The 11,519-nt window shown below is 64.5% G+C and carries 13 protein-coding genes; 8 read left to right on the forward strand and 5 right to left on the reverse strand.

The window, feature by feature from the left end; translation table 11 throughout:
- Positions 1 to 10 precede the first annotated feature (10 nt).
- Positions 11 to 238, reverse strand: a complete 228-nt coding sequence (locus BRAS3843_RS20125) for a cysteine rich repeat-containing protein (protein ID WP_008970853.1) — start codon at positions 236 to 238, stop codon at positions 11 to 13.
- Between the two features lie 56 nt (positions 239 to 294).
- Here BRAS3843_RS20125 and xth point away from each other — a divergent pair, with 56 nt between their 5' ends.
- Entirely contained in the window at positions 295 to 1,065 is a 771-nt protein-coding gene (gene xth, locus BRAS3843_RS20130; RefSeq protein WP_008970854.1) for an exodeoxyribonuclease III, read from the forward strand.
- A 6-nt stretch (positions 1,066 to 1,071) separates the two neighbouring features.
- Here the strand turns inward: xth and BRAS3843_RS20135 are convergent, their stop codons facing one another.
- Positions 1,072 to 1,365 carry a hypothetical protein gene (locus BRAS3843_RS20135; protein ID WP_008970855.1) on the reverse strand — a complete coding sequence of 98 codons (294 nt, stop codon included), beginning with the start codon at positions 1,363 to 1,365 and terminating at the stop codon, positions 1,072 to 1,074.
- A gap of 166 nt (positions 1,366 to 1,531) precedes the next feature.
- On the reverse strand, positions 1,532 to 2,002 hold the full coding sequence (locus BRAS3843_RS20140; RefSeq protein ID WP_008970856.1) for a hypothetical protein: 471 nt from the start codon (positions 2,000 to 2,002) through the stop codon (positions 1,532 to 1,534).
- A gap of 270 nt (positions 2,003 to 2,272) precedes the next feature.
- On the opposite strand from BRAS3843_RS20140, the gene BRAS3843_RS20145 reads away from it, so the two are divergent.
- From BRAS3843_RS20145 to BRAS3843_RS20165, 5 genes are all read left to right on the forward strand, one after another.
- A complete protein-coding gene (locus tag BRAS3843_RS20145; protein WP_008970858.1) occupies positions 2,273 to 3,001 on the forward strand; it encodes a sulfite exporter TauE/SafE family protein in 729 nt (242 codons plus the stop codon).
- Between the two features lie 19 nt (positions 3,002 to 3,020).
- Entirely contained in the window at positions 3,021 to 4,496 is a 1,476-nt protein-coding gene (gene radA, locus BRAS3843_RS20150) for a DNA repair protein RadA (RefSeq protein WP_008970859.1), read from the forward strand.
- A gap of 169 nt (positions 4,497 to 4,665) precedes the next feature.
- Positions 4,666 to 5,292, forward strand: coding sequence for a CvpA family protein (locus BRAS3843_RS20155; RefSeq protein WP_008970860.1), 627 nt, complete (start codon positions 4,666 to 4,668; stop codon positions 5,290 to 5,292).
- A 35-nt stretch (positions 5,293 to 5,327) separates the two neighbouring features.
- The gene (gene purF / locus BRAS3843_RS20160) at positions 5,328 to 6,863 is read left to right on the forward strand and encodes an amidophosphoribosyltransferase (protein WP_008970861.1); all 1,536 of its coding nucleotides are present in this window, start codon (positions 5,328 to 5,330) and stop codon (positions 6,861 to 6,863) included.
- Between the two features lie 219 nt (positions 6,864 to 7,082).
- Positions 7,083 to 7,826: an SDR family NAD(P)-dependent oxidoreductase gene (locus BRAS3843_RS20165; protein WP_008970862.1), complete on the forward strand. Its 744-nt coding sequence runs from the start codon at positions 7,083 to 7,085 to the stop codon at positions 7,824 to 7,826.
- Positions 7,827 to 7,879: 53 nt separating this feature from the next.
- On the opposite strand, the gene BRAS3843_RS20170 is transcribed toward BRAS3843_RS20165, so the two are convergent.
- Positions 7,880 to 8,143: a hypothetical protein gene (locus BRAS3843_RS20170; protein WP_008970863.1), complete on the reverse strand. Its 264-nt coding sequence runs from the start codon at positions 8,141 to 8,143 to the stop codon at positions 7,880 to 7,882.
- Complete coding sequence (locus tag BRAS3843_RS20175) at positions 8,140 to 9,360, reverse strand: patatin-like phospholipase family protein (RefSeq protein WP_008970864.1); 1,221 nt, start codon at positions 9,358 to 9,360, stop codon at positions 8,140 to 8,142. The genes BRAS3843_RS20170 and BRAS3843_RS20175 overlap by 4 nt, the downstream gene beginning before the upstream one ends.
- 149 nt (positions 9,361 to 9,509) lie before the next feature.
- On the opposite strand from BRAS3843_RS20175, the gene BRAS3843_RS20180 reads away from it, so the two are divergent.
- Together BRAS3843_RS20180 and BRAS3843_RS20185 are read left to right on the forward strand one after the other, a co-directional pair.
- Positions 9,510 to 10,172 (forward strand): TetR/AcrR family transcriptional regulator, encoded by a 663-nt coding sequence (locus BRAS3843_RS20180; protein ID WP_008970866.1) that lies wholly within the window; start codon positions 9,510 to 9,512, stop codon positions 10,170 to 10,172.
- 147 nt (positions 10,173 to 10,319) lie between these two features.
- Positions 10,320 to 11,456, forward strand: a complete 1,137-nt coding sequence (locus BRAS3843_RS20185) for a hypothetical protein (RefSeq protein WP_008970867.1) — start codon at positions 10,320 to 10,322, stop codon at positions 11,454 to 11,456.
- Positions 11,457 to 11,519: the final 63 nt, after the last annotated feature.

Genomic DNA, 11,519 nt, shown 5'->3' on the forward strand with positions numbered 1-11,519 from the left:
GTTGCCCGACCTATTTCTTGGCGGCCTTCAGGACCTTCTTGCAGGCGTCAGCGAGCTGAGCGTATTGCTTGTTGAGACAGGCGATGATGCGTCCGCCGCCCGGCGTGACACTTGCGCAGTATTTTTCGTAGTCCGCTTTGCATGCCGTCCGCTGTTCCGCGGTCAGCGCCTGGGCAAAGGCTGCTTGTGGCAACCCAACAAGGAGCGTGAACAAAATGGCGGCTGCGAGCTTGGACATGGAAGCCTCCCCGATCGTTCTTATGTGCGTCCCGCCGTCATGAATACCGCCATCCCATGAAGATCGCCACCTTCAACATCAACAATGTCAGGCGGCGGCTGCCCAACCTGCTGCGCTGGTTGCGTAGTGCGAAGCCCGATGTCGTCTGCCTGCAGGAGCTCAAATGCACGCAGGACGAATTCCCGGCTGAAGCGATCGAAAAGGCTGGCTATGGCGCGGTGTGGCGTGGGCAGAAGACCTGGAATGGTGTCGCGATCCTGGCGCGCAAGGCCGAGCCGGTGCTGATCCGCACCGCCCTGCCCGGCGATCCCAAGGACAATGACGCCCGCTACATCGAGGCCGCCGTGCGCGGCATCGTCATCGGCTGTCTCTATCTGCCGAACGGAAATCCGCAGCCGGGACCGAAATTCGACTACAAGCTCGCCTGGTTCAAGCGGCTGCAGAAGCACGCGGCCAAATTCATCAAGGACGATCTGCCGGTGGCGCTTGCCGGCGACTATAATGTCGCGCCAACGCCACGCGACATCTATCCAACGAAATCATGGGACAAGGATGCGCTGATCCAACCGAAGAGCCGCGCGGCGTTCAAGGCGCTGGTCGACCAGGGCTGGTGCGATGCGATCCGCACGCTCCATCCGGAGCAGCCGATGTTCACCTTCTGGGACTACAAGCGCAACCGCTGGCCGCGCGATGCGGGCTTGCGGCTCGACCATCTGCTGTTGAGCCCGCAGCTGACGCAGCGGCTCATTAAAGGCGGCGTCGACCGCAAGGTCCGCGGCGAAGACGGCGCCAGCGATCACGCGCCGGCCTGGGTGGTGCTGAAGTGATTGCTGTCAGACGGACAGCCGCCTGGCGTTGGCGGCGACATAATCGCGGTAGCGATCGACGATCGACGCGGGCGTAGCGCCCGCCATGAGGTTCGCGGTGGCCTCGAGCGCGGCGACGATCTTTTCGGTCACCATCAGCTCGACTTCCTCGTTCGCATCCACTTCGGCACGGGCGAATTTCTCCAGCCGCAGTCGGATTACCTCGGCCGCTTCCATCGCGAGCAGCGCGCTCGCAAGCCAAGGGAAGCTGTCGGCCGGATGCGCGCATTTGTCCTGCGCGTCGTATGAATCGTCGTCCATCGTCGTATCGCTCTCCATAAGCTACGCGACGAATACGCTTCAAACTCTAACGATCGGCGCGATCATCAGCGGTGTTTTTTGCCGTCTCAAACACCTGGCGTTAACGATGCGGATCACGGCGCTTCAAATCCTCGCGGGGGCGGCCGGTCCCGGCGCGCCATCACGTTCAGACGCCTTGGCGCTCCGGCCAGACCTGCTCGAGGTTGGTCGAGCGCTCAGGCCGCCCCTCGGTGAGAAACGCAGCTCCGCCGCAAACCGGCAGATGGACGATGAGGCTCGCCGCGTCCGGCACATCGGGGCGTGACGTGACATTCAACAACAGGATCTCCTCGGGCGTCCGCCTGATCTCCTTGAACTCGTAGCTGAACGCCTCCGCGTTGCGCGGATATTCGTGCCAGATCTGGCCCTCCCGCCTGAAGCTGCTTTGCGTGCCGCCAAACGTGTCGGCGTAAGACAGGCAGGCGGGGATGTTCAGCGCCTTGAGCACGACCGTGCCGATATTCGAGACGGCGGGAACGGCGCTGTTCACCGCGCCGATGGCGGCGAACACGGTCGTCACCACGCCGGCCAGGAAAGCCAGACCCGATTTCGCCACGTGTGACTGTGCCTTGTTGGACGAAGGATGTGCCTGGGCCATGACTGCGTTCTCCGATGCTTTGGCAATCAGCAAGCCAGAGGACACTGCTGATTGGCCACCAACCGAGGTCCGTTCATGGAACGTTAATCTCGCGCAAATCGGCGCTGGCCGGTGTGATGCACGTCACAACCTTCGATATTTGCCGGGCAATGGCGGTCACGAGCGCGTGTCGCTCACGCACGCCGACGCACATTCCAGGACGCATTGCAGGACTCATCAGATCGCTGCTAACGCACGGCAACCGCCCGCCGCGCTCCTGGAGACGACACCTTGGGGTTCCTGTTCGTGCTGTCAGTCGGCCTGATCGCCGGCACCTTGTCCGGCATCGTCGGCACCGGTTCCTCGATCATGCTGATGCCGGTGCTGGTGTACGAATACGGTCCGAAGGAAGCGGTGCCGATCATGGCGGTCGCGGCTGTGATGGCGAACCTGTCCCGCATCTTGGCGTGGTGGCGCGAGGGGGACTGGCGGGCCTGCGCCGCCTATTCCGTCACAGGCATTCCGGCCGCCGCGCTCGGCGCACGCACGCTGCTGGTGCTGCCCTCGCACACCGTGGATATCGCGATCGGCACCTTCCTCATCGTCATGGTCCCGGCACGCCATTGTCTGGCGCGGCACCAGTTGAAGGCCAATCTCTGGCATCTGGCTGTCGGCGGCGCCGTGATCGGCTTTCTCACCGGCATCGTGGTCTCGACCGGCCCGCTCAGCGTGCCCCTGTTTCTGTTCTACGGTCTCGCCAAGGGCGCATTCCTGGCGACCGAGGCCGCCAGCTCGCTCGGCCTCTATGTCAGCAAATCCGTCACCTTCCAGCGCTTCGGCGCGCTGACGCCGGATATCCTGGTGAAAGGCCTGATCGCCGGCGGCTCGCTGATGTCGGGCGCCTTCATCGCCAAGCGCTTCGTGCTCAAGCTGGAGCCCGACGTGTTTCGCCTCGTGATGGATGGCATCATGATCGCTGCCGGCCTATCTATGTTATGGAACGCCACGCAATCCCCCTGAGAACTGATTCCCTCTCCACATGGCCAAGAACGCGCTCTCCTTCGTCTGCCAGAACTGCGGCGCGGCCTATTCGCGCTGGCAGGGCAAATGCGAGGCCTGCGGCGAGTGGAACACGCTGGCCGAAGAGGACACAACCGGCGCCACCTCGGCGCCGGTGTCGCTGCGCTCCAAGCGCAAGGGCCGGCAATTCCAGCTCGAAAGCCTGACCGGCAAGAGCCTCGATGCCCCCCGCCTCTCCTCCGGAATGACCGAGCTCGACCGCGTCACCGGCGGCGGCTTCGTGCGCGGCTCGGTGCTCTTGGTCGGCGGTGATCCCGGCATCGGCAAGTCGACGCTACTCACACAGGCGACCTCGATGCTCGCCCGCGCCGGCCATCGCGCAGTCTATATCTCCGGCGAAGAAGCGGTCGCGCAGGTGCGGCTGCGCGCCGAGCGCTTGGGGCTAGCGGACGCGCCGGTGCAGCTGGCGTCCGAGACCTCGGTCGAGGACATCATCTCCACGCTCTCCGAAGGCACGGTGCCGCGGCTGATCGTGATCGATTCGATCCAGACCATGTGGACGGATACAGTCGAGTCCGCGCCCGGCACGGTGACCCAGGTTCGGGCCTCGGCTCAGGCGCTCATTCGGTTCGCCAAGAAATCCGGAGCAGCCATCATCCTGGTCGGCCATGTCACCAAGGACGGCCAGATCGCCGGTCCGCGCGTCGTCGAGCACATGGTCGACGCGGTGCTGTCGTTCGAGGGCGAAGGCTCGCAGCAGTTCCGGATCCTGCGCGCGGTGAAGAACCGCTTCGGCCCGACCGACGAGATCGGCGTGTTCGAAATGACCGGTCTGGGCCTGCGCGAGGTCACCAATCCCTCCGAACTGTTCCTGTCCGAACGCGATCTCGGCAGCCCCGGCACGGCGGTGTTCGCCGGCATCGAAGGCACGCGGCCCGTGCTGGTCGAGATGCAAGCGCTGGTTGCGCCGACCTCGCTCGGCACGCCGCGTCGGGCCGTGGTCGGCTGGGATCCGAGCCGGCTGTCGATGGTGCTGGCGGTGCTGGAGGCTCATTGCGGGGTCAAGCTCTCCGGCCATGACGTCTATCTCAATGTCGCCGGCGGCCTGCGCATCCATGAACCAGCGGCCGACCTGGCCGCTGCGGCCGCTCTGGTCTCCTCGCTGGCCAATGCGCCTTTGCCGCCGGATGCGGTCTATTTCGGCGAAATCTCCCTGTCCGGCGCGGTACGCCCGGTGGCCCAGACCTCGGCGCGGCTGAAGGAGGCCGCCAAGCTCGGCTTCGGCCGGGTGGTGTTGCCGGAACAGGCGCGCGGCGAGACCAGTGGTGAGGCCGGCCTTAGTCTCAACACGGTCGGCGGCTTGACCTCCCTGGTCGCCGAAATCGCCGCGCGCGGCACGCCAAGGGCGCGGCAGGAGAGCGCGAGGCAGGAGAATGATCGCAATGGTGCGGAAAAAAATGCCACACCGGCGAGATTCCGCCGCCAGGACGGCTAGGCGGATCGTGACGTTCCCGTGACTCGCCGCTATACAACCCCGCATCGGGGCTACCCACAGGCTCGTGTGATCTTGCGGTCTTGCCGGGAACCCACGGCGCTCAAATGAGAGAGCGACCGTGCCGCCGATTCGAGACGACATTGACCAGTGAAGCGGACCTGACCAGCCGATGCCGATAACGATCCTCGATCTCATCCTGCTCGGCGTCATGCTGATTTCGGGACTGCTCGCGATGGTCCGCGGCTTCATGCGCGAGGTGCTGTCGATCGCGGCCTGGGGCGCAGCGGCCCTGGTAACGCTTTATTCATTCTCAAAGCTGTTACCGACCGCGAAGACCTATTTTAACAACGACACCGTCGCCAGCGTGGTCGTGGTGGCCGGCACCTTCGTCGGTACCCTGATCGTGGTCTCCGTGATCACTGTGCGCATCTCCGACATGATCCTGGACTCGCGAATCGGGGCGCTCGACCGCACACTGGGCTTCCTGTTCGGACTGGCCCGCGGCCTGCTGATCGTGGTGGTGGCGTTCGTGTTCTTCAGCTGGCTGGTGCCGGACAAGCAGCGCCCGGACTGGGTGACGGGGGCGAAATCCCGCGTCGTGCTGCAGGGAACCGGGGATTGGCTGATGTCGCTCTTGCCTGACGATCCTGAGAACACCATCTTAAAGAAATTCAAGAAGAACAAGCCGGACGACGAACAGACTGACACCGAGCCGCCTGCTGCCGGCGGCGATGGGTACTCAAAGCCTGCCCGTGACAGCCTGAAAAAGCTGATCGACAAGCCTGCAGCCAAGTAAGGCGGCAAGTGAGCGAGACCCAGAAGAGAGGCGCGATGGACGAGCATCAAGACCCTGCCGGCAAAGCCGACCCGAAGGCCAACCAATGGGATCTGGACTTCGGCGGATCGGCTGACCTGCGAGACCCGGACCTTGATGGAGACACGCTGCGCGAGGAGTGCGGCGTGTTTGGCGTTTATGGGCATAGCGATGCCGCCGCGATCACCGCGCTCGGCCTGCACGCGCTCCAGCATCGCGGCCAGGAAGCTGCCGGCATCGTTTCTTACGACGGCTCGCGCTTCCACAGCGAACGCAGGCTGGGCCTGGTCGGCGACACCTTCTCCCGCCGCGAGGTGATCGAGCGCCTGCCCGGCAATGCTGCCGTCGGGCACGTGCGCTACGCCACAACAGGCGCCACCATCCTGCGCAACGTACAGCCGCTGTTCGCCGAGCTGAATGCCGGCGGCTTTGCGGTCGGTCATAACGGCAATCTCACCAACGGGCTGACGCTGCGCCGCGAGCTGGTGCGCGCCGGCGCCATCATGCAGTCGACCACCGACACCGAGGTGATCCTTCATCTCGTTGCGCATTCCCGCCGCACCCATTTCATCGATCGCTTCATCGAGGCGCTGCGCGCCATCGAAGGCGCCTACTCGCTGGTCTGCATGACCAACAAGAAGCTGATCGGCGCGCGCGATCCGCTCGGCATCCGTCCGCTGGTGCTGGGCGAGCTCGACGGCTGTCCGATCCTGGCGTCGGAGACCTGCGCGCTCGACATGATCGGCGCGCGCTACATCCGCGACGTCGAGCCTGGCGAGATCGTGATCTTCGACGAACAGGGCGCACACAGTCACAAGCCGTTCCCGCCGAAGCCGGCGCGCCCCTGCGTCTTCGAATACATCTATTTCGCGCGGCCCGATTCCATCGTCGGCGGCCGCTCGGTCTACGAGGTGCGCAAGGCGTTCGGTGCCCAGCTCGCCCGCGAAAGCCATGCCGAGGTCGACGTGGTGGTGCCGGTGCCGGATTCCGGCGTGCCGGCTGCGCTCGGCTACAGCCAGCATTCCGGCGTGCCGTTCGAACTCGGCATCATCCGCAACCATTATGTCGGCCGCACCTTCATCCAGCCGACGCAGAGCATCCGCGAATCCGGCGTGCGGATGAAGCATTCGGCCAACCGCGCCGCAATCGAAGGCAAGCGCATCATCCTGATCGACGACTCGCTGGTGCGCGGCACCACCTCGAGGAAGATCGTGCGCATGATGCGCGACGCCGGTGCCACCGAGGTGCATTTCCGCCTGGCGTCGCCCCCGATCCTCTATCCCGATTATTATGGCATCGACCTGCCCGATCGCGGCGGGCTCCTGGCCGCCACGCATTCGCTTGAGGAAATGCGCGACCTGATCGGCGCCGACTCGCTCGCCTTCCTGTCGATCGACGGTATGTACCGCGCCATGGGCGAGCCCGCGCGCGACCCGGCGGCCCCGAAATTCTCCGACCACTGCTTCACCGGCAACTATCCGACCAACCTCACCGATCAGGCCCTGGTCGAGCCGCAGCCGCGGCAGCTGTCGCTGCTGGCCGAGGCGAGCTGACCCGCCCGCCAGCCGCATCACCTAGCGGCTCATATCGCCACACCAGGTCATTCCGGGGCGATGCGAAGCATCGAACCCGGAATCCCGAAGTTGTTTAACTGCCTCATCTCGAGATTCCGGGTTCGAGGCCTGCGGCCTCGCCCCGGAATGACGGCGATTGTGGCTTGTCCTAGCCGCCCACGCCTGTAAAACCGCGCAATTAAGACGTGGAAACAGGTCATGTCCCCTCCCCTCGCCTCCCGTATTGCCCTCGTCACCGGCGCCTCGCGCGGCATCGGCTTTGCGACCGCGCGCGCGCTCGCGCGCGCCGGTGCGCATGTCGTTGCAGTTTCGCGCACCCAAGGCGGACTCGAGGAGCTCGATGACGAGATCCGCAAGGAGACCGGCGACGGCGCGACGCTGGTGCCGCTCAGCATGACCGACACCGACGGCATCGCGCGGCTGGGCGCTGCGCTGCATGAGCGGCACGGCAAGCTCGATATTCTCGTCGGCAATGCCGGCGTGCCCGGACCGTCCTCGCCGCTCGGCCATATCGATCTGAAGCCCTGGAACGACGCGATCGCGGTCAACGTCACCGCCAACTTCCAGCTGATCCGCTGTATGGAGCCGCTGCTCAAGGCTTCCGACGCCGGGCGCGCGGTGTTCATCACCTCGGGTGCCGCCCACAAGGCGCCGGCCTATCTCGGCCCTTATGCCGCGTCCAAGGCAGCGCTGGATGCGCTCGTGCGTGTGTGGGCGCATGAGACCGCGAGCACGCCCTTGCGCATCAATCTGTTCAGCCCGGGGCCGATCCGCACCCGCATGCGCGCCACCGTATTTCCCGGCGAAGACCCGATGACGCTCGATACGCCCGAGCAGGTCGCCGAATTCATCGTGCCGATGTGCTCGCCCGCGTGGACCGAGACCGGCAAGCTGTACGAGTACGCGACCCGCAGCCTGAAGAGCTTCCAGCCGCCGGCGTAACCAATTCTTTCGTCATTGCCAGCGGAGCGAAGCAAGCCTGCGCGATGCATGCGTCACTTCGTGTCCTGCTTCGCGGGACGAGGCGTCTGATGATCACGCGCCTTCGTCAGCGCTTCCCGCAGCTTGCTCTGCTCTTCGGTGCTCATCAACGGTTCAGGCCGCTCGGCCGGCGGATCGTTCACCGGGAGATAGTTGTAGGTATTGCGGAAACCGCCCTCGCCGGTCTGCGTCCCTGCCGACGTCGCGCAGCCGCCGAGCAGCAGCACCGCGACCAGGAGCGGCGCGACGAAAAGCCTTTTCCTGCCCCGCTCCGTCATCGCGAGACGTCTCCGAGCATCGCGACGGGAAGCTTCTGCGTCTCGGGGTCGCGCCGGGCGGGCTGAAGCCCCGGCAGGCTCTTCACCCAGGGATAGCCGTGACGGCCCATCTCATAGCCGCGATCGAACAACGCGCTCATATAGGTCCGGTCGAACGGACCGTCGGGTTGGACCTGAAAATCCTTGGGGATGCTGGCGAGGTTGAAATCGATGCCGTTGAACTTCGAAATCGAGTAGATGCGGTACAGATCGCCCAGCCCCTGGTTCTTAATCAGCGTCGACAGCGAGCGCTGCGTGACCGAAAGCACGTCGGCCCCGACCCGCTCGCGTTGGGGATCGATGCGACCATTCCGGATCACGAACAGCCGTGCACCATTGGCGGTGCGGTGCGGTCCCTGCCCGGACACCAGGCGCAAGATCGACGGACCAATGAAGACCTGGCGCGTCACGCCGCCATCGACGTGGAGTTCGTCGTACTCCTTGTCGCCGACGCGCACCTTGATCCGAACCGGCGCGAAGGCGCCGGGAACGGTTGCGGAGGCCAGCAGCACTTGGCGGAACAGGCTGAGGGCCTCGAGGCTGTCCACGGACGCGATGCGTCCCATGTCCCAAAGCACCGGACGCTGAGCATCGAGGTCGGTCGTGCCGATCAGCAGGACCCGGCCCTTGCTGCTCTCGCGGGCGATCTCGTGCAGGAACTCGCGATCGACATACTTCTCGATCAGTTTCGACAGCGGTGAATTGTCGGCCAGCGCTGCGCCTTGCAGCAGGCCGGAGACGTTGACGGTGAAGATGTCCTTCCGGCCATAGGCCGTGAAGACCTCGCGCAGGCCAGTATCGCGCTCGCGGCCGACGAAGATGAACGGCGCGATCAACGCTCCCGAACTCACCCCGGTCACCATGTCGAAAGACGGACGCTGGCCGCCATCTCCCCATCCGACCAGAAGGCCGGCACCGAACGCGCCATCCTCGGCGCCTCCGGAGATGGCGAGGAAGTTGAGCTGCCGCGACACCACGGCGTTCATCGAGGCGCGTTGCACGAGCGTGTCGGCAAATCCCGGCGTGGCCTCGTCGCCCCAGTACCTGACATTCTGGAAGCCGACGGGATCGGCGTGACCGGCGACCAGCTCCGGCGGCACCACGCGCGTCGCGAACGCGGCGCAGCCCGCGACCTGGATCGACGCGAGCACGGCGATCACCGCACGCAGATTGGTCATGCCGCACCCATTGATAGACAGATCGCTCTAGTTATTACTTGCACACCAAAGGGAACTTGTCCATCAAAAATAGATTGATCTCTCTAATTATCAATTTCAGCTGAACTTTCTTTGTGTTAGAGGAGATTTTGGGCGAGGGAGCGGCGGCAATGAGGAAGATTGATCCCGTCAAGCATGAGCAGAAACGTCAGGAAATAATCCGTGCCGCATTGTGCTGTTTCGTGAGGCACGGCTTTCACGGCGCCAGCACGACGGACATCTGCGTCGCGGCGAAGATCAGTCCGGGACACCTCTATCACTACTTTCCAAGCAAGGACGCGATCATCGAAGCGCTGGTGCAGGAGAACCTCGCCCATGCAGCGTCGCGGTTCGAAGCGATCCTCGCCTCGCCCAACGTGATCGACGCCCTGCTGATCGAGATCGAGAACGCCAGCATCCATCGCCCCGAAGCCCAGGTGTTGAGCACCGAGGCTCTGGCCGAAGCCTGTCGCAATCCGGCCTTCGCCCACATCGTCCACGAGCATGCACGCGCGATGCGGGCGCTCCTCGTTGACTTCCTCACCAAGGCGCAGCGGCGGGGCGACGTCGATTCCGGCCTTGATCCCGGCGCCACCGCAAACATTCTGTTTGTCATCATCGACGGCGCCCGCGCCCTGCCGATCCGCAATCCCGCCGTCGACATCAAGCAGACCACGGAGCATCTGCGGACCATGCTGGCGCGCTTCCTGCAGCCGTCGGTGTCACGGACCCCTCCCGCCGCAGGCGCCAAGCGCCGGTCATGCGGTCCCTTGAGTCTCTTGAAAAAGAGGTGATGAAGAACACGTGAGCCGGCTCGGCAATCGAAACCGGCGAGTGGCGGAATGCTCATCTCAAACGAGAGCGTGCCGATTGACACCACTCCGAGCTCGCGATTGACTACATCAGCTAGCGGCTGACCGCAGCACACCAGGGAGGATGCCATGACGCGCACGTCGCGCCGGCCCGCGATCGTTTTCGCCCGGACCCTTTCGCTGATCATCGCCGCCGCCCGCCTCCTGCTGTCCTGCCTCGCCGCCGCGGCCGGCGAGATCCCGACCTTCGCCGTCGATCCATCCTGGCCGAAGCAGCTTCCGAACAACTGGATCATCGGCCAGGTCGGCGGCATCACCGTCGACTGGCAAGGCCATATCTGGATGATCCACCGTCCGCGTTCGCTGACCGATGACGAGAAAGGCGCGACCCTCAATCCGCCGCGCTCGAAATGCTGCATCCCTGCGCCGCCCGTGCTCGAATTCGACGTCGACGGCAATCTGTTGCGCGCCTGGGGCGGTCCCGGCGACGGCTATGAATGGGTCGGCCGCGAGCACGGCATCGAGGTCGACGAGCGCGGCTTCGTCTGGATCGGCGGCAATGCCGACAACGACAACGCGATCCTGAAATTCACGCTCGACGGAAAGTATGTCGGGCAGATCGGCACCATCGCCCCGAGCAAGGGCTCCAACGACACCACGCAGCTCGGCAAGCCCGCCGAGACCGCAATCGACAAGGCGGCCGACGAGATCTACGTCGCCGACGGCTACGGCAATCATCGCGTCATCGTGTTCGATGCAACGACGCTGGCCTACAAGCGGCACTGGGGCGCTTATGGCCATGTGCCCGATGACGCCAAGCAGCCGCCCTATGATCCCAAGGCGCCGGTCGCGCAGCAGTTCGGCAATCCCGTGCATTGCGTGAAGATCGCCGATGACGGGCTGGTCTATGTCTGCGACCGCATCAACGATCGCATTCAGGTATTCAAGAAGGACGGCAGCTTCGTCAAGGAATGGTTCTTCGAGAAGAGCACGCTCGGCAACGGCGCGGTGTGGGATCTCGCGATCTGGCCCGATCCGAAGCAGAGCTATCTGCTCTCGGCCGACGGCGAGAACAACGAGATCCGCATCATCGATCGCGAGAACGGCAATGTGGTCGGCAGCTTCGGCCATAACGGCCGCAATGCCGGCCAGTTTCACTGGGTGCACGCGATGGCCGTCGACAAGCTCGGTAACGTCTATACCGCTGAAGTCGACACCGGTAAGCGCATCCAGAAATTCAGGCTGACCTCGGACGCGCTGCGTTAACTACGTCACGCCAGAGGACTGGAGCCCGCGCCTTTTGGCGCATTGCCGCCGCGACGAAGAGAA

This window comes from Bradyrhizobium sp. STM 3843 (assembly GCF_000239815.1).
In the GTDB taxonomy this organism is placed as follows: domain Bacteria; phylum Pseudomonadota; class Alphaproteobacteria; order Rhizobiales; family Xanthobacteraceae; genus Bradyrhizobium.